This is a genomic window from Pseudomonas simiae, from assembly GCF_900111895.1.
Lineage (GTDB): Bacteria > Pseudomonadota > Gammaproteobacteria > Pseudomonadales > Pseudomonadaceae > Aquipseudomonas > Aquipseudomonas simiae.
In genome coordinates this window covers 193,598-210,610 of the sequence record NZ_FOKB01000007.1, presented here as the reverse complement: position 1 = coordinate 210,610, position 17,013 = coordinate 193,598, and the positions used below count along the sequence as shown (strand labels likewise).

At 61.6% G+C, this 17,013-nt stretch carries 15 protein-coding genes; 6 read left to right on the top strand and 9 right to left on the bottom strand.

The window, feature by feature from the left end; genetic code table 11:
* The first annotated feature begins 155 nt into the window (after window positions 1–155).
* A complete protein-coding gene (locus BMZ57_RS21375; RefSeq protein ID WP_021492967.1) occupies window positions 156–473 on the top strand; it encodes a hypothetical protein in 318 nt (105 codons plus the stop codon).
* A 99-nt stretch (window positions 474–572) separates the two neighbouring features.
* Window positions 573–1,334, top strand: coding sequence for a YdcF family protein (locus BMZ57_RS21370; RefSeq protein ID WP_010206774.1), 762 nt, complete (start codon window positions 573–575; stop codon window positions 1,332–1,334).
* Window positions 1,335–1,460: 126 nt separating this feature from the next.
* On the opposite strand, the gene lnt is transcribed toward BMZ57_RS21370, so the two are convergent.
* From lnt to miaB, 5 genes are all read right to left on the bottom strand, one after another.
* Complete coding sequence (lnt, locus tag BMZ57_RS21365; protein ID WP_010206773.1) at window positions 1,461–2,984, bottom strand: apolipoprotein N-acyltransferase; 1,524 nt, start codon at window positions 2,982–2,984, stop codon at window positions 1,461–1,463.
* An 8-nt stretch (window positions 2,985–2,992) separates the two neighbouring features.
* Window positions 2,993–3,832 carry a CorC family transporter gene (locus BMZ57_RS21360; protein ID WP_010206772.1) on the bottom strand — a complete coding sequence of 280 codons (840 nt, stop codon included), beginning with the start codon at window positions 3,830–3,832 and terminating at the stop codon, window positions 2,993–2,995.
* Window positions 3,833–3,873: 41 nt separating this feature from the next.
* Complete coding sequence (gene ybeY, locus BMZ57_RS21355) at window positions 3,874–4,332, bottom strand: rRNA maturation RNase YbeY (RefSeq protein WP_010206771.1); 459 nt, start codon at window positions 4,330–4,332, stop codon at window positions 3,874–3,876.
* The gene (locus BMZ57_RS21350; protein WP_069673128.1) at window positions 4,325–5,329 is read right to left on the bottom strand and encodes a PhoH family protein; all 1,005 of its coding nucleotides are present in this window, start codon (window positions 5,327–5,329) and stop codon (window positions 4,325–4,327) included. The genes ybeY and BMZ57_RS21350 overlap by 8 nt, the downstream gene beginning before the upstream one ends.
* A 230-nt stretch (window positions 5,330–5,559) precedes the next feature.
* The gene (gene miaB, locus BMZ57_RS21345) at window positions 5,560–6,888 is read right to left on the bottom strand and encodes a tRNA (N6-isopentenyl adenosine(37)-C2)-methylthiotransferase MiaB (protein WP_021492966.1); all 1,329 of its coding nucleotides are present in this window, start codon (window positions 6,886–6,888) and stop codon (window positions 5,560–5,562) included.
* Between the two features lie 131 nt (window positions 6,889–7,019).
* Here miaB and BMZ57_RS21340 point away from each other — a divergent pair, with 131 nt between their 5' ends.
* Window positions 7,020–7,346 carry a DUF1820 family protein gene (locus BMZ57_RS21340; protein ID WP_003194436.1) on the top strand — a complete coding sequence of 109 codons (327 nt, stop codon included), beginning with the start codon at window positions 7,020–7,022 and terminating at the stop codon, window positions 7,344–7,346.
* 128 nt (window positions 7,347–7,474) lie between these two features.
* On the opposite strand, the gene BMZ57_RS21335 is transcribed toward BMZ57_RS21340, so the two are convergent.
* The 4 genes from BMZ57_RS21335 to BMZ57_RS21320 all read right to left on the bottom strand — a co-directional run bounded on the left by BMZ57_RS21335 (window position 7,475) and on the right by BMZ57_RS21320 (window position 10,995).
* Window positions 7,475–8,029, bottom strand: a complete 555-nt coding sequence (locus BMZ57_RS21335) for a tetratricopeptide repeat protein (RefSeq protein WP_010206766.1) — start codon at window positions 8,027–8,029, stop codon at window positions 7,475–7,477.
* Window positions 8,030–8,254: 225 nt separating this feature from the next.
* Window positions 8,255–9,538, bottom strand: a complete 1,284-nt coding sequence (hemL, locus tag BMZ57_RS21330; protein ID WP_010206765.1) for a glutamate-1-semialdehyde 2,1-aminomutase — start codon at window positions 9,536–9,538, stop codon at window positions 8,255–8,257.
* A gap of 17 nt (window positions 9,539–9,555) precedes the next feature.
* Entirely contained in the window at window positions 9,556–10,179 is a 624-nt protein-coding gene (thiE, locus tag BMZ57_RS21325) for a thiamine phosphate synthase (RefSeq protein WP_010206764.1), read from the bottom strand.
* Between the two features lie 18 nt (window positions 10,180–10,197).
* Window positions 10,198–10,995: a hydroxymethylpyrimidine/phosphomethylpyrimidine kinase gene (locus BMZ57_RS21320; protein WP_021492965.1), complete on the bottom strand. Its 798-nt coding sequence runs from the start codon at window positions 10,993–10,995 to the stop codon at window positions 10,198–10,200.
* Between the two features lie 277 nt (window positions 10,996–11,272).
* On the opposite strand from BMZ57_RS21320, the gene BMZ57_RS21315 reads away from it, so the two are divergent.
* From BMZ57_RS21315 to amn, 3 genes are all read left to right on the top strand, one after another.
* The gene (locus tag BMZ57_RS21315; RefSeq protein WP_069673129.1) at window positions 11,273–13,663 is read left to right on the top strand and encodes a hybrid sensor histidine kinase/response regulator; all 2,391 of its coding nucleotides are present in this window, start codon (window positions 11,273–11,275) and stop codon (window positions 13,661–13,663) included.
* A 100-nt stretch (window positions 13,664–13,763) separates the two neighbouring features.
* Window positions 13,764–15,416: an acyl-CoA dehydrogenase family protein gene (locus BMZ57_RS21310; RefSeq protein ID WP_069673130.1), complete on the top strand. Its 1,653-nt coding sequence runs from the start codon at window positions 13,764–13,766 to the stop codon at window positions 15,414–15,416.
* A gap of 120 nt (window positions 15,417–15,536) precedes the next feature.
* On the top strand, window positions 15,537–17,009 hold the full coding sequence (gene amn, locus BMZ57_RS21305) for an AMP nucleosidase (RefSeq protein ID WP_162098509.1): 1,473 nt from the start codon (window positions 15,537–15,539) through the stop codon (window positions 17,007–17,009).
* The last annotated feature ends 4 nt before the right edge of the window (window positions 17,010–17,013 follow it).

Below are 17,013 nucleotides of genomic sequence, written 5' to 3'. Positions count from 1 at the left end.
AGTTACAGGAAGCGCCGTAGCATACATGACCCCACTCTATCGAGGGAAACCCTGATTGCGCAGGCAGGGCCGTCTGTCGCGGCGCCAGGCAGGTGCAGCCATGGGGGCTACGCTGTTTATTGGGGAATGAGTCATATCTTCAATGAGGTGAGGGGATGGTTGAATCGCAGCGAATCGTAACGACACCGGATATCTACGAAGGACTGATCGACCGATTGGGTCGTGCATTGGATGCAGCGAGGACAGCGGGCCGATTGCGTGATGAACGGCCTGTTGAGTTGGAACTGCGTGGGCTTAGCCGCGCGGAGCTGGAACTGATCAATGCTTATCTGGACCGCAATGGGCGCAGTGCGCCTCCTTGGGTGGCAACCCCGCCAATCAAGGAGCCTACGCATTCAGCCAAGGTGGTGTGGCTCAAGGACTTGTCGGCCGGTCGTGGCGCGGAAAAACTCCGGTCCGCCCGCCACAAGTAGTTCACTCCCCCCTGAACTGCATCATCGCTCTATGTCACCGTAAAGATTGTCGCTAAACCCCGTTACACCTTAGGCTTCGGGCATCTATGGAGATGCCCGATGCCTATTCGTTACTTCATCAAACAACTGCTCCTGCCGCCCGGCATTCTTTTGCTGTTGCTGGCCCTTGCCTGGTGGTTTCGTCGCAGCCGTCCGCGCTTGGCGGCGTGCTGCTTCGCCCTGGGGCTGGGTGGCCTGTGGCTGATCAGCTTGCCGGTGATGGTGGAGTGGGGTGCCCGGGCCCTGGAAAGCGAGCCACCGTTGGCCCGTGAGGACTGGAGCACCCTGGCCCAGCGCGCCGACGCCATTGTGGTGTTGGGTTCGGGGCGTGAACGCGGTGACCCGGCCTGGGGCACCGACCAGCCCACCGGTATCGGCCTGGGGCGCCAGCGCTACGCCGCACGCTTGGCCGAGGCTTCCGGTTTGCCGGTGCTGACCTCCGGTGGCCTGCATTACGGCACACCGCCCAGCGAGGCGGAGTTGATGGCCGTGTCGATGCAGGATGATTTCGGTGTAACCGTACGCTGGAAGGAAGAGCGCAGCCGTACGACCTGGGAAAATGCGCAGATGAGTGCCGAGATTCTATTGCCGGAAGGTATCAAGCGCGTGGTGGTGGTGACCCAGGCCTGGCACATGTCGCGTTCGGTCTGGAGCTTTGAAAAGGCCGGTTTCACCGTGGTCCCGGCGCCCGTGGGTTTCCTGGGCGTGGACAACGCCCGGCCGCTGGGTGGTTGGATGCCGGAGTTCAAGTCGGTGTGGCAGAGCGGGCAGTTGATCAATGAAGCGGTGGGGCAGGTGGGGTATCGGGTGTTCTACCAATAACACCGCAAATCAAAATGTGGGAGCGGGCTTGCTCGCGAATGCGGTGTGTCAGTCACCAAATGTATTGACTGATCCACCGCATTCGCGAGCAAGCCCGCTCCCACATTGGGTGTCTGCGTTTGTCTGTCAGACGGTTTTGGCCATGCGACCGGCCAGCAGCGCCCAGCCAAACAGCCCCAGGCACACAATGATCAACGGCCATGAGCGCCATTGCAGGTACGGCGTAAGGTTGTGCATCGGCACGACTTCACCGTAGAGGATGCCGCGTTCGAATTGCGGGATCTGCGCGGTGATCTGACCGAACGGGTTGATCAGGCCGGTCACGCCATTGTTGGTGGCGCGGATCATCCAGCGACCGGCTTCGAGCGCACGCATCTGCGCCATTTGCAGGTGCTGCAACGGACCGATGGAGCGGCCGAACCACGTGTCGTTGCTGATGGTGAGCAGCAGATCACTCTGGGCCGACAGGCCGGCAGCGAATTCCGGGTACACCACTTCGTAGCAAATGAACGGCGCAATCTGATAGCCCTTGGCCTGCAGCATTGCCTGGTCTGACGGGCCGCGAGCGAAGTCGGACATTGGCAAATCGAAGAAGGCAATCAGGCCGCGCAGCATGTCCTGCAGCGGCACGTACTCGCCAAACGGCACCAGCTTCTGTTTGAGGTAGGTGCCGTCACCTTCGCCAACCACGGTGATACCGTTGAAGTAGCGCTTCTGGTGATGCACTTCCTGGCGGATCGGTACGCCGGTGATCAGCGCGGTGTGCCGGTCGGCAGCGAACTTGCCCATCATGCCCAGGTAGCCTTCGACAGACTCCTTGAGCACCGGCACGGCGGTTTCCGGCCACACCAGCAGGTCGACGGGCTTGGAGGTGAAGCTCATGTCGCGGTACAGCGCGAGCTGTGCGTTGAGCTGCTCCGGGTCCCACTTCATGCTTTGTTCGACGTTGCCCTGGATGGCGGCCACGCTCAGCGGCGCGCCAGACGGGCTGGTCCAGGCGTGATGCTTGAGCGCCAGGCCGATCGCCCAGGGCGCGACCAGTAACACAAGGCCTGCACCAATGAATGCGTTGCGCTTGCCGGCCAGCAGGCGCGGCAAGTTGCACAGCAGCGCCGCCGTGAGTGCCAGGGCAAAGGAAATCAGCCACATACCGCCCACGGGCGCCAAACCCGTCAGCGGGCCGTCAAGCTGGCTGTAGCCGGAGTACAGCCACGGAAACCCCGTCAGGAACCAGCCGCGAAACGCTTCCTGGCCCACCCACAACGCAGCAAACGTCAACGCATCCGCCAATGGGGCCTCGTTACGACGCAACCAGCGCGCCCATAACCACGCGGGCAGCGCGAAGAACCAGGCGATGGCGGCGGTAAACAGCAGCATCAAGAAACCCGCCAGCAGCACCGAAGCGCCGCCGAAGTGGTGGATGCTGTAGTAGATCCAGCTGGTGCCGGCGCCGAACAAGCCGAAACCGAAGCACCAGCCACGGCCCAGGGCCTGGCGCGGGCTCAGGTCCCGCAGCCCGATATAGAACAGTCCGACCGCCAGCAGCGCAAATGGCCACACGTCGAACGGCGCCAACGCCAGGGTGGTGATGGCACCGGCCACCACGGCCAGCAGATTACCGGGCCAGCCGGGGCGGGTTAGGCGCTGCATGTCATTCCTTAGCGGGCAATAGGGGTCAGGCGGATCAAGTGGATTCGACGACTATCGGCATTCAGGATGCGGAAGCGATACGCGCCGATCTCGGTGGTTTCGTTACGCTTGGGCAGATGCCCGAACGCACTCATCACCAACCCGCCCACGGTATCGAACTCGTCATCGGAGAATTCGCTGTCGAAGAACTCATTGAAGTTCTCGATCGGCGTCAGCGCCTTGATCAGGAAGTCACCGCTGGGCAGTGGCTTGATGTAGCTGTCTTCTTCAACGTCGTGCTCGTCTTCGATGTCGCCGACGATCTGTTCCAGCACGTCTTCAATCGTCACCAGGCCGGCTACGCCGCCGTATTCGTCGATCACGATTGCCATGTGATTGTGGTTGGCGCGGAATTCGCGCAGCAACACATTCAGGCGCTTGGATTCGGGCACGAAGGTGGCCGGACGCAGCAGGTCCTTGATGTTGAAGCTGTCGCCGTTCTCCTTGAGGATCAGCGGCAGCAGGTCCTTGGCCAACAGGACGCCCATGACGTCGTCATGGCTTTCACCGATCACCGGGTAGCGCGAGTGCGCCGAGTCGATCACGGCCGGGAGGAATTCCCGAGGGGTCTGGGTCGCCTTGATGCTGATCATCTGCGAGCGCGGGACCATGATGTCGCGTACTTGCAGGTCAGCCACCTGGATGGCGCCTTCGACGATGGCCAGCGCTTCGCTGTCCAGCAACTTGTTCTGATGGGCCTCGCGCAGCAGCTCAAGCAGCTCCTGGCGGTTTTTCGGCTCGTGGGCAAAAGCCTGGGTCAGTTTACCCAGCCATGACTTCTGCCCGTTGCTCGATCGGTCTTCGCTCATAGCGATTACTCTGAATCCTTTATTGTTACAGTTGAGTGTTTTTAAACTTCGTCGTCGGCATACGGGTCCGGATGACCCAATTCTGCAAGCAACGTTTGTTCCAGTGTTTCCATTTCCTCGGCTTCGTCATCGTCTATATGGTCGTAACCCAAGAGATGCAAGCAGCCGTGGATGACTAGATGGGCCCAATGGGCTTCTAGTTCCTTGCCTTGTTCTTTTGCCTCGCGCTCCACCACGGCGACACAGATGACCAGATCGCCCAGCAACGGGATATCCAGCAGTTCATCCGGCACGTCGGCGGGGAAGGACAGCACGTTGGTCGCGTAATCCTTCTGGCGCCAGGTGTGATTCAGTTCGCGGCCCTCGGGCTCGTCCACCAGGCGAATGGTCAGTTCCGAGTCGGCGGTGCGCTGGCGCAGGGCCAGGGCGCACCATTGGCGGAACTGTGCTTCGCTGGGGGCGGGCGCGTCGGTGGCCAGCTGCAGGTCAAGCTCAAGCATCGCGGCGAACATCCTTGGACAAACCATCGTCGCGGTGTTCGAAGCGCTCGTAGGCCTCGACAATGCGCTGCACCAGCGGGTGGCGCACCACATCCTTGGGCATGAAGTGCGTGAAGCTGATGCCCGGCACGTCCTTGAGCACCTCGATCACCTGGCCCAGGCCCGACTTGGTGCCCTTGGGCAGGTCGACCTGGGTGATGTCGCCGGTGATCACCGCAGTGGAGCCGAAGCCGATCCGGGTGAGGAACATCTTCATTTGCTCGACAGTGGTGTTCTGGCTTTCGTCGAGGATGATGAAACTGTTGTTCAAGGTACGACCGCGCATGTAGGCCAGCGGGGCGATCTCGATCACCTGGCGTTCGATCAGCTTGGCCACGTATTCGAAGCCGAGCATCTCGTACAGCGCGTCATAGAGCGGGCGCAGGTACGGGTCGATCTTCTGGGCCAGGTCGCCGGGCAGGAAACCGAGCTTTTCGCCGGCCTCGACCGCTGGGCGCACCAGCAGGATGCGGCGCACTTGCTCACGCTCCAACGCGTCGACCGCGCAGGCCACGGCCAGGTAGGTCTTGCCGGTACCGGCAGGGCCGATGCCGAAATTGATGTCGTTGCCGAGGATTTCCTTGACGTACTTCTGCTGATTCAAGCCGCGGGGGCGAATCATGCCTTTTTTGGTACGCAGGGCCACGCTGGCTTCGGCCACAGGGTTGTTGGCCAGGTCTTCAACCGCCGATTCCTGCAGGTACAGGTGCACCGTTTCCGGCGACAGCTCACTGCCCTTGGTTTCGCGGTAGAGACGGCGCAGCAGGTTTTCGGCAGACGTGGTGTGTTGGGGTTCACCAATGAGCTCGAACTGATTGCCGCGGTTGCGGATCTCGATGCTCAGGCGTTGTTCGATCAGGCGCAGGTGCTCGTCGAACTGTCCGCACAGATTGGCGAAACGGCGAGCCTCAAATGGCTCGAGGATAAAACGATGGGGTTCTACTATGGGTGCGTTCAAGGTCGCTTTTAGCCGCCCTTTGGCTGTTGAGGTGAAAGAAAGAATAACGCCAGGCGCCGGTGTGCGAAAGCACTTAAATAGCCTGGCCCCACTCTCGATAACCATGAAGAACTCCTGTGGGAGCTGGCTTGCCTGCGATAGCGGTGGGTCAGTTGGCACATAGGGCACTGATACATCGCTATCGCAGGCAAGCCAGCTCCCACATTTTGATCTTCATCCGGTCCGCGAGATCAGTTGATCAGCGAGCCGCGCAACGAGTGTGGCTGCGCCGCATCGATGTGCACATCGGCAAATTGGCCGATCAGGGTCGGGTTGTCGCAGCGGAAGTTGACGATGCGGTTGTTCTCGGTGCGCCCCTGCAACTCACCCGGGTCTTTCTTCGAGTAATCGGTGACCAGGATGCGCTGGGTCGAGCCGACCATTTGTCGGCTAATTTCGAAACCCTGTTGGTTGAGGCGATGTTGCAGTGCGTTCAACCGCTCCTTTTTCAACGCCTCCGGGGTTTCGTCCAGCAGGTCCGCCGCCGGGGTGCCCGGGCGCTGGCTGTACACAAACGAGTAGGAAAAGTCGAAACCGACGTCTTCAATCAGCTTCATGGTCTGCTGGAAGTCTTTCTCGGTTTCGCCAGGGAAACCGACGATGAAGTCCGAGCTGATGCAGATACCCGGCACCGCCGCGCGCAGTTTGCGCAGTTTGGATTTGTATTCCAGGGCCGTGTGGTTGCGCTTCATGGCCGAGAGGATGCGGTCCGAGCCCGATTGCACCGGCAGATGCAGGTGCTTGACCAGTTCCGGCACTTCGGCGTGGGCCTGGATCAGGCTGTCGGAGAACTCCAGCGGGTGCGAGGTGGTGTAGCGGATGCGTTCGATACCGTCCACGGCGGCGACCACGCGGATCAATTCCGCCAGGTCGGCCAGGCGACCGTCGTGGGTCAAACCGCGGTAGCCATTGACGTTCTGGCCCAGCAAGGTCACTTCACGCACGCCGTTTTCGGCCAGGTGGATGATTTCCGACAGCACGTCGTCAAATGGCCGACTGACTTCTTCGCCACGGGTGTAGGGCACCACACAGAAGGTGCAGTACTTGCTGCAACCTTCCATGACCGATACGTAGGCGCTTGGCCCATCGATGCGCGGCTCGGGCAAGTGGTCGAATTTTTCGATTTCAGGGAATGACACGTCGACCTGCGGCAGCTTGGTGAAGCGTGCGGCGTCGATCATTTCCGGCAGGCGGTGCAGGGTCTGCGGGCCGAAGACCACATCGACATAGGGCGCGCGGTCGCGGATCGCCGCGCCTTCCTGGCTGGCCACGCAACCGCCGACGGCGATCACCATGTCCGGGTTGGCGAGTTTCAATTCACGCCAGCGGCCCAGCTGCGAGTAAACACGGTCCTGGGCCCGCTCGCGGATCGAGCAGGTATTGAGCAGGATCACGTCGGCATCTTCGGCGCGGGCGGTGACTTCCAGGGCCTGGTGTTCGCCCAGCAGATCGACCATGCGCGAGCTGTCGTACTCGTTCATCTGGCAACCGTGGGTTTCGATATAAAGCTTCTTGGCCATGGGAATCGTCAACTGGTGGTAAAGAACCGCGCATTATAGGGGGCATGCCCATTGGTTCCTAGCGTTGTGCATCGGGTGCCATGCTATAGTTCGCGCCCTCTTTTATATCCCCGATGTGTTGTTCGCCCACCATGACCAAACGTGAAGCTCCAATCTATAAGGTGATTTTCCTCAACCAGGGCCAGGTGTTCGAAATGTACGCCAAGCAGATCTATCAAAGTGATCTGTGGGGCTTCCTGGAAGTGGAAGAGTTCGTCTTTGGCGAGCGCACCCAGTTGGTCGTCGATCCGGGCGAAGAGAAGCTCAAGGCTCAATTTGAAGGCGTGGTGCGCAGTTTTGTGCCGATGCATTCGATCGTGCGCATCGATGAAGTCGAGCGCCTGGGTACGCCGAAGATCAGCGAGGCGCGGGGCACCAGCAATGTCATGCCGTTTCCGATGCCGATGCCTGAGAAGTAGGGCTTTAGACCGCGTCGACCCTATTCGCGAGCAAGCCCGCTCCCACACGTGATGAGTTCCAGCTTTGGAATGCAGTCAAATGTGGGAGCGGGCTTGCTCGCGAAGAGGCCCTAAAAAGCATCAAAGACTCAGGGCAGGGGTGAAAAGGGCGAGCGCCCATCGGCACTCTGCAATTCCTGCAGGTAATTGCGGAAAATCTGGCCCAACACCTGGGTGGCGACTTCCAGTTCATCGCGCTGCATGTGCTCGGCGACTTCGTCGGCCGTGTCCAGCGCGTCTTCGGCGCCGTTGACCGCGGCCATTTTCAGCACGATGTACGCCTGCACGTTATTGGCCGGCACGCCTTCGCCTTTGAAGAACATGTTTCCCAGCTCGAATTGCGCCTGGGCGTGACCTTGCAACGAGGCTTTCTCGAAGTAGCTCAAGGCCTTGTTGAGGTCGCGGGCCGGGTTTTTACTGTCGTGGAAGTACTCGCCCAACTCGTATTGCGCCTGCGCATCCCCGCCGTCGGCCTGTTTCTGGCACGCGCTCAAGGCTTCGGCCTGGCTGTCTGGCTGGGTATTGAGGGTGCAACGACCCATCGCTGGGATTAACAACGAGTTGCCGCCTGCTTGTGCATGCGCCAGCAGCGGCTGAAGGAGCAACAGGCAGCCCAGAACCAGGGTGCGGCCGGTGCGTTTCATGGGAATCGACTTACCTCTGACGGGGCGCGCGGATCCTCGGGGGATCCAATAAGCGCGCATTATGAAATAAGCAGGCCTCTGCTTACAAAGTCTTTACTCGTTTTTCTGCTGCTTGGGCAAGTTATCTGCCGGATTGCAGGTGATTTCTCTAAAAAACGCGGAAATCTCTGTAAGCAAAGTAGCAAATCAGACACCGTTTGCGCGGTGCCTGATTTTTTCGGCCAATTATTTCAGTGCAGCAAAGGCGCGTTCGGCGGCATCGAGGGTCAACTTCAGCTCGGCTTCGCCATGGGCGATCGAGGTGAAGCCGGCTTCGAAAGCGCTTGGCGCCAGGTACACACCGCCTTCCAGCATCAAGTGGAAGAAACGCTTGAACAAATCGGCGTCGCTGCCCATTACGTCATCAAACGTCACGATGTCGTCGGCACCGCTGAAATACAGGCCGAACATCCCGCCCGCCTGGGTGGTAACAAAGGGGATGCCGGCGGCATCGGCGCGCTGTTGCAGGCCGTCCAGCAGGCGCGTGGTGTAGTCGGTCAGCTCGGCGTGGAAGCCCGGGCGGCTGATCAGGCGCAGGGTGGTCAGGCCGGCGGCCATGGCCAGCGGGTTACCCGACAAGGTGCCCGCCTGGTACACCGGGCCCAACGGCGCGATGTGTTGCATGATTTCGCGCTTGCCGCCGAAGCAGCCCACCGGCATGCCGCCGCCGATGATCTTGCCGAAAGTGCTCAGGTCCGGCGTGACACCATAGTGAGCCTGGGCGCCGCCGAGCGCGACGCGGAAACCGGTCATCACTTCGTCGAAAATCAGCACCACGCCGTGTTTGTCGCACTGCGCGCGCAGGCCTTCGAGGAAGCCTGGTGCCGGTGGTACGCAGTTCATGTTGCCGGCCACCGGCTCGACGATGATGCACGCCACGTCCTTGCCCACTTCATTGAGCATCTGCTCGACGGCGGCGATGTCGTTGAACGGCAGGGTCAGCGTGTGTTTGGCGAATGCCGCCGGCACACCGGCGGAGCTTGGCACGCCTTGGGTCAGCAGGCCGGAACCGGCTTTCACCAGCAGGCTATCGGAGTGACCGTGGTAGCAGCCTTCAAACTTGATGATGCTGTCGCGGCCGGTGAAACCACGGGCCAGGCGGATCGCGCTCATGGTGGCTTCGGTGCCGGAACTGACCATGCGCACCATTTCCATCGACGGTACGATCGAGCAGACCAGGTCGGCCATCTCGGTTTCCATGGCGGTCGGCGCGCCGTAGGACAGGCCGTGTTCCAGCTGCTTGCGCACCGCATCCAGCACGTCCGGGTGGCTGTGGCCGAGGATCATCGGGCCCCAGGAACCGACATAGTCCACGTAGCGTTTGTCATCTTCGTCGGTGACGTAGGCGCCTTCGGCGTGCTTGAAGAACAGCGGCGTGCCGCCCACGCTCTTGAACGCACGCACGGGGGAGTTCACACCGCCGGGGATGTGTTTCTGGGCATTGGCAAACAGCGTTTCGGAACGGGACATGATCGGGCTCTCTGAAATCAAATCTTAAGAAGGGCGTTGAACGCACGGGCGCGGCGCGTGACTTCCTGGGTGCTGTCGGCGCCAAACAGGCCGTGCACCACCGCCAGCAGGTCGGCGCCATGGGCCACCAAGGGCTCGGCGTTCTCCAGGGTGATGCCACCGATCACGCAGATTGGCAGCTGCAAACGTGTGCGGGCCTGGGCCAGCATCTCCACGGTCGCGGCAGGCGCGCCAGGCTTGGTGTTGGAATTGAAGAAGCGGCCGAAGGCGACATAACTGGCGCCTTCCTTGGCCGCCTGCTCGGCCAGTTCGATCTGGCTGTGGCAGGTGGAACCGATGATCGCCTTGGAGCCGAGCAGGGCCCGGGCCGGGGTCAGCGGGCCGTCGGTCTGGCCCAGGTGCACGCCGACGCCGAGGCGCGCGGCCAGTTCAGCGTCGTCGTTGATGATCAGTTGGGTCTTATAGCGCGAGCACAGCTCCCGCAGCTTTTCCGCTTCACGCAGGCGCCGGGCTTCGTCGCTGCTTTTGTCGCGGTACTGCAGCAGGGTCACGCCACCGTCCAACGCGGCTTCGACGTAGGCGAGGAATTTCCCGGCCAGCAGTTGGCTGTCGGTAATGGCGTAAAGGCCACGTAGTTTCATCGGGCAGGCCTCTTAGTCTTACGAGCAGAAATCCAGCGGCAACCGGCGTGGTACAAACTGGCCCTGGCCAAGTTGTTCGGCATCACGCAGGGTGCGCCAAGTGTAGTTGAGGGCCGATTGCACGGCGCTGACCAAGCCTTCGCCCTGGGCAATCCGACCGGACAACGCGCTGGCCAACGTACAGCCCGAACCGTGATAGCTGCCGGGCAGGCGCTGGCAGGTAAAGGTCTGGCGCGTGCCATCGCGGCTGTAGAGGCGGTTGTGCACTTCGTGCTCGTCGCCATGGCCGCCGGTGATCAGCAGGTGCTTGATGTACGGCAGCAGCTTCTCGGCGCATTCGTCCGCCGTGCCTTCAGGCAGCTCCGCAAGGATGCGCGCTTCCGGCAGGTTCGGCGTGGCGATCAGCGACAGCGGCAGCAACCGCTCGCGCATCGCATAACCGACGTCGTCCTTGCCCAGGCTGCCGCCGCCGCCGGCGCGCAGCACCGGGTCGCACACCACGGGCAGGTGCGGATGCGCCTGCAGCAGTTCGACCACGGTGTCGACCATCGCGGTGGAACCGAGCATGCCCAGCTTGACCGCCGCCACCTCGGAATCGCCGAGTACAGCATTCGCCTGGGCCAGTACCCACTCGCGGTCGAGCACGCGGAAATCACTGACGTTGACGGTGTTTTGCACGGTCAAGGCGGTAACGGTCGGAGCCGCATGGCAACCCTGGGCGAGCAGGGCTTCGATATCTGCCTGCAAGCCGGCGCCACCACTGGGGTCATGGCCGGAGAGACAGAGGACAACGGGACGAGAGCTGTAGATATTCATGGTGCGCGAGCTTACCACCAAACGCTTTTGGCGGGGCCGTCTGGCGATGGCTGAATTTTGTCACTGCAGTGACGCTTTTTTGGCGGTTTTTTAGACGACAAAAATCGCTGAAAGCATCGATCTAGAGCCTTTCAAAAAATTATTTCAATGGTGTCTAGTGGCCTTTGGCAGCTATGCTAGAGTGGATCCAAACTACTGACTGTATTGCCGGTGTACGTCTTCTCAAAAGGAATGGGGGGCTTTTTTGACATGACCGGACAGGCCACGCTGGGGCTCTATGCGCTATTTGCTGATTTTTTTGTTGAGCGGGCTGCCGCTGTTCGCCAACGCCATCGAGTTCAACCAGGACACGCGAAGCCTGCCGTTGGGCCGAGCCATTCAAGTGCTCGAAGACCCGACCGATGCCCTCACCATCGCGGACGTCAGTGCGCCTTCCGCCACCCCGCAGTTCAAACCCCACGATAAAGACACCCTGAATGCCGGCTACTCGCGCTCGGTGTTCTGGCTCAAGGTCAATTTGCACTACCTGCCGACTCAGGCCGAAGCGCAGCGCACCTGGTTGCTGGAGCTGGCCTACCCGCCGCTCGACCATCTTGACCTGTACTTGCCGGACAGCAGCGGCACCTATCGCCTGGCGGGGCGCACGGGCGATGCGCTGCCGTTTTCCGCGCGTGAGATCCGCCAGAACAACTACCTGTTCAAGGTCGACTTCGCGCCGGGCGAGGCCAAGACCGTCTACCTGCGCCTGCAAAGTGAAGGCTCGATCCAGGCGCCGTTGACGCTCTGGTCCAGCACCGCCTACCTGGAGCAACAGCCGCTGCGCCTGTATGTGCTGGGCCTGATCTATGGCGTGCTGCTGGGGATGCTGGTCTACAACTTGTTCATCTACCTCAGCGTGCGCGACACCAGCTACCTCTATTACATCTTCTATATCGCCTCGTTTGGCATGTATCAGCTGTCGGTCAACGGCGCGGCGGTGGAGTATTTCTGGCCGAACAACCCCTGGTGGGCGAATGCCGCGACGCCGTTTCTGATTGGCTCGGCGGCGTTGTTTGGCAGCCTGTTTGCGCGCAGCTTTTTGCACACGGCCCAGCACAGTCGCTGGATCAACCGGCTGCTGCTGGCGCTGGTGGCCTGTGGCGGTGTGGTGATGCTGTTGTCATTGATGACCAGCTACGCCCTGGCGCTGCGCCTGGCTACCGGCTTGGCGCTGGTGTTTACCGTGACCATCTTCGTCGCCGCCATTAAGGCCTGGTACTGCGGGCAGCGGGTGGCGCGCTATTTCATCATCGCCTGGTCGGCGTTCCTGTTGGGCGGGGTGGTGAATACGTTGATGGTGCTGGGTTACTTGCCCAACGTATTCCTGACCATGTACGCCAGCCAGATCGGCTCGGCGATTGAAGTGGCGTTGCTGTCCCTGGCTCTGGCCGACCGCATCAATTCCATGCGCGAGCAACAGGCGCAGATCCTCTTCGATGCCAGCCAGAAACTCGAAGTGCTCAACCAGCAGTTGGCCCGCAGTAATCGGCTCAAGGATGAATTCCTCGCCACCCTGACCCACGAACTGCGAACGCCCATGAACGGCGTGATCGGCTCCCTCGAACTGATGCAGACCGTGCCCCTGGATGCGGACCTGGCGCAATACCATCAAACCGCCGCCGGTTCGGCGCGGGACATGATGCGCATGGTCAACGGCATCCTCACCCTCACCGAGCTGCAGGCTGGTCGCCTGAGTGCCCAGCCCCAGGTATTCAGCCTGCGCGGTACGCTCGACACCTTGCGCCAGCAATTCACCGCCAACGCCCAGAGTAAAGGCCTGGCGTTTTCCATCGACGTGGCGGACGAGTTGCCGGACCGCGTACTGGGTGACGCCGACAAACTGCTGCAGAGCCTGGATTGCCTGCTGGACAACGCCTTCAAATTTACCCACGAAGGCTCGGTGCGCCTGCGTGTGGTGGGTGTGCCCCAGAGTGACGGCGGTCTGCGTTTGAGCTTTATCGTTACCGACACCGGTATCGGCTTTGCTTTCCTCGACGAGGCGACCCTGTACCAGCGTTTCTTCCAGCTGGATGGCTCCTCCACCCGCGAGTATGGCGGCCTGGGTATCGGCTTGGCGATCTGTCGGCAACTGATCGAGTTGCTGGGCGGGCGTCTCACCCATCATTCCGAGCCGCGCAAAGGCAGTCGCTTTCAGCTGGAACTGGAAGTCAGCCCGGTAGCGTCAGACTCCAAGCCAGCGCCGGATCGGCAACGCGCGCCGCAGGAGTGTTCGGTGTTGTTGGTGGATGACAACAGCGTCGGCCAATTGGTCGTGCGCGGCATGCTGCTCAAGCTCGGTTACCGGGTAAAAACCGTGGACACGGGCCCGAACGCGTTGGCGGCTTTGCAAGCGGGGGATTTCGACGCCGTACTGTTGGATATTCCCGAAGGGGGGTTTTCGTTGTGCTGTCAGATCCGTGCACTGCCGGGCTGCGGCGAGTTGCCGGTAATCGCCCTGAGTACGTCGCTGAATGTGTCGGAGCGAGAGCGCTGTCATGGCATCGGCGTCTCTGAGCACTTGGTCAAACCTGTGCGTTTCGAGGCCTTGCAGGCGGTGTTGGAGCGTCGGTTGTTGTGTCCGGCAGAGGGTGAAAGCGCCGCGTATTCGGCGGGTATGCCACTTTTTTAAGCGTCGTAGCAGTGCTTAACTGAAAAAACCGGCCTCAATCGACGGGCACCGTGCAGGAGCGAGCTTCGATCGAAATGGGCCTTTTTCCAGGAGGCCCGTCATGAACCTGCATCAGTTTGCCGAAACCCACGACGTCACCAACCAGCCACCGTCCCTGGACGGCACCAACCTGTACCGTATCGATGTGCCCCTGCAGGAATGGTCGCGCCGCTTTGGTGCCGGCTGGGCGCAAGCGCGCATCGATGCCTATGGTGCGCTGGCCGGCGGGCCGCTGATGGAAGCCGGGTTCCTGGCGAATCAAAACAAACCGGTGTTCAGCAGCCATGATCGTTATGGTCATCGCATCGACCTGGTGGAGTTTCACCCGGCTTACCACGAATTGATGCGCACGGCCGTCGAACACGGTTTGCCTTCGCTGCCTTGGGCGCATCCGCAGTCCGGCGCCCATGTGGCCCGCGCCGCCATGACCTACCTGCACAGCCAGGCCGAAGCCGGCACCGGCTGCCCGCTGACCATGACGTTCGCCTGCGTACCGGCCCTGCGCCTGCAACCTGATCTGGCCGAGACCTGGCTGCCGAAAATCCTCACTACCCAATACGACCCGCGCAATGTCGGCATCGCCCACAAGGCTGGCGCCACGCTCGGCATGGCCATGACCGAGAAGCAGGGCGGCACCGACGTGCGCGCCAACACCACCCGCGCTTACCCCGTGAGCGCCGGTGGGCCGGGGCAAGCCTATGAACTGGTGGGCCACAAGTGGTTCTGCTCGGCACCGATGTGCGATGCCTTCCTGACGCTGGCGCAAACCGACAAGGGCCTGAGCTGTTTCCTGCTGCCCCGGCACCGCCCGGATGACACGCGCAACGAGTTCTACATCCAGCGCCTGAAAAACAAGCTCGGCAACTGCTCCAACGCCTCCAGCGAGGTGGAGTTCCGTGGTGCCCTGGCCTGGATGATTGGCGAAGAAGGTCGTGGCGTGGCGACCATTATCGAGATGGTCGCCATGACCCGCTTCGATTGCATGGTCGGCTCCAGCGCGTTGATGCGCCAGGCGCTGACCCAGGCCAGCCATCATTGTGCCCATCGTTCGGTGGGCGGCCGTGTACTCAGCGAACAGCCCTTGATGCAAAATGTGTTGGCGGACCTGGCGCTGGAAAGCGAGTCCGCTCTGGCCTTGAGCCTGCGCATGGGCCGGGCGCTGGACCATTTGGGGGATGAGCAGGAAGCCAAGTTCGCCCGGCTGGTGACGGCGGTGGGCAAGTATTGGATCTGCAAGCGTGCCCCGGCCATGATCAACGAAGCCGCCGAGTGCATGGGCGGTGCCGGGTATGTCGAGGACAGCATCCTGCCGCGCCTGTACCGTGAGGCACCGGTGAATTCGACGTGGGAAGGTTCCGGCAACGTGCAATGCCTGGACGTGCTGCGCGCATTGTCGAAAGAACCCGGCGTACTGGAAGCGTTGTTTGTCGAGTTGGGTGATGGGCATGGCGACCGGTTGCTGGCGCGGCATATCGAGCAGCTGAAAACGGCGTTCATGGACACCCAGGATATCCAGTACCGCGCTCGGCAACTCACCGAAGATATCGCAGTGGCGTTGCAGGCCAAGCTGTTACTGGAAGCCGGCAATGCGGCGGTCAGCGATGGGTTTATCGCCAGTCGATTGGGCGAATCGTCCGGTCGGGTGTATGGCACCTTGCCGCGCGGTGTGGCGGTGGAGGCCATTGTGGCTCGCTCAACCCCGCAATCCCTCTGACTGAGCACGGTCCAAATATGGGAGCTGACCCACCGCCCTCGCGGGCAAGCCCGGCTCCCACATTGATCGCATTCCAGCTGAGATAAGGGCAAGATAAAGGCCTGCACGTCAGAACACAGGATGCTTACCGTGACCGAAGCTTTTGTTGTCGTTCAAACCGCCGAAGAAGCCGTGGATCGGCTGGCGGCCCTGCATGAGCGTGCCACCGGTGCGCTCAATCAGGCCCTCAAGCAATACCTCAAGGACCGCGTCGAGCCCGACGCCGAACAACGTGCGCTGTTTCGCTATCCGGAACTGCGCCTGACCTACCACTGCCACGGCGAAGTCCCACAGACCACCCGGGCGTATGCCAAGGTTCAGCTGCCGGGGACCTACAGCGTTACCGTCACCCATCCTGCGGCGTTCCGTAAATACCTGCTGGAGCAACTGGTGCCGCTGATGCACGACTTCACCGTGACGGTGGAAGTCGGTGTCAGCCAGCAGAATATCCCGTATCCCTACGTGGTGGAGCAGGGCGATGAACTGGCTGGCTCCGGCGTGACCGCGGCCACCCTGGCTCGCGTATTCCCGAGCACCGACCTGTCGGCCGCCACCGATGGCATCGCCGATGGCCTGTATGACTGGGAAAACACCGATCCGCTCCCTCTGGCGCTGTTCGATGCGGCACGCGTGGACTTTTCCCTGCGCCGCCTGGTGCACTACACCGGCAGCGACTGGCGCCATGTGCAGCCGTGGATCCTGCTGACCAACTACCACCGTTATGTCGACCAGTTCATCCTGCATGGTCTGGAGCAACTGCGCAGCGATCCGCGTTTTATCCGCATGGTGTTGCCGGGCAACGTGGTGATCGACAAGAGCATGGACCACGGCGAAGCCTCCGCCATTGCCGCAGGCGTGGTGTGGCACCGCTACCAGATGCCGGCCTACCACCTGCAGGCGGCCGACGGCCACGGCGTGACCCTGGTGAACATTGGCGTTGGCCCTTCCAACGCGAAGAACATCACCGACCACCTGGCTGTGCTGCGCCCACATTGCTGGCTGATGATCGGCCACTGCGGCGGCTTGCGCCAATCCCAGACCATTGGCGATTACGTGCTGGCCCACGCTTACATGCGCCGCGACGGGATTCTCGACCGCGTAGTGCCGCCGAACATCCCGATCCCGGCCCTGGCCGAAGTACAGATGGCCTTGCAGCAAGCGGCGGCCAACGTCACCGGCGAAAAGGGTGAAGAGCTGAAAAAACGCCTGCGCACCGGCACCGTGCTGACCTACGACGACCGCAACTGGGAACTGCGCTGGGCTCAGGAACGGCCGCTGATCAACCTGTCCCGCGCCGTGGCCGTGGACATGGAAAGTGGCACCATCGCCGCCCAGGGTTATCGCCTGCGGGTGCCATACGGCACTTTGCTGTGCGTATCGGACAAGCCGCTGCACAGCGAAATCAAGCTGCCAGGTTCAGCCAACGCCTTCTATGAGCGCGCGGTGAGCCAGCACTTGAAGATCGGCATCGAGGCGGTGGATTTGCTGCGCACCGAACTCAACTCGCTGCACTCGCGCAAACTGCGCAGCTTCGACGAGCCGCCATTCCGCTAAGCGG

Coding starts and splice junctions, on each gene's coding strand:
- BMZ57_RS21375 (WP_021492967.1), top strand. CDS start 156: ATGGTTGAATCGCAGCGAATCGTAACGACACCGGATATCTACGAAGGA.
- BMZ57_RS21370 (WP_010206774.1), top strand. CDS start 573: ATGCCTATTCGTTACTTCATCAAACAACTGCTCCTGCCGCCCGGCATT.
- lnt (WP_010206773.1), bottom strand. CDS start 2,984: ATGCAGCGCCTAACCCGCCCCGGCTGGCCCGGTAATCTGCTGGCCGTG.
- BMZ57_RS21360 (WP_010206772.1), bottom strand. CDS start 3,832: ATGAGCGAAGACCGATCGAGCAACGGGCAGAAGTCATGGCTGGGTAAA.
- ybeY (WP_010206771.1), bottom strand. CDS start 4,332: ATGCTTGAGCTTGACCTGCAGCTGGCCACCGACGCGCCCGCCCCCAGC.
- miaB (WP_021492966.1), bottom strand. CDS start 6,888: ATGGCCAAGAAGCTTTATATCGAAACCCACGGTTGCCAGATGAACGAG.
- BMZ57_RS21340 (WP_003194436.1), top strand. CDS start 7,020: ATGACCAAACGTGAAGCTCCAATCTATAAGGTGATTTTCCTCAACCAG.
- BMZ57_RS21335 (WP_010206766.1), bottom strand. CDS start 8,029: ATGAAACGCACCGGCCGCACCCTGGTTCTGGGCTGCCTGTTGCTCCTT.
- hemL (WP_010206765.1), bottom strand. CDS start 9,538: ATGTCCCGTTCCGAAACGCTGTTTGCCAATGCCCAGAAACACATCCCC.
- thiE (WP_010206764.1), bottom strand. CDS start 10,179: ATGAAACTACGTGGCCTTTACGCCATTACCGACAGCCAACTGCTGGCC.
- BMZ57_RS21320 (WP_021492965.1), bottom strand. CDS start 10,995: ATGAATATCTACAGCTCTCGTCCCGTTGTCCTCTGTCTCTCCGGCCAT.
- BMZ57_RS21315 (WP_069673129.1), top strand. CDS start 11,273: ATGCGCTATTTGCTGATTTTTTTGTTGAGCGGGCTGCCGCTGTTCGCC.
- BMZ57_RS21310 (WP_069673130.1), top strand. CDS start 13,764: ATGAACCTGCATCAGTTTGCCGAAACCCACGACGTCACCAACCAGCCA.
- amn (WP_162098509.1), top strand. CDS start 15,537: ATGCTTACCGTGACCGAAGCTTTTGTTGTCGTTCAAACCGCCGAAGAA.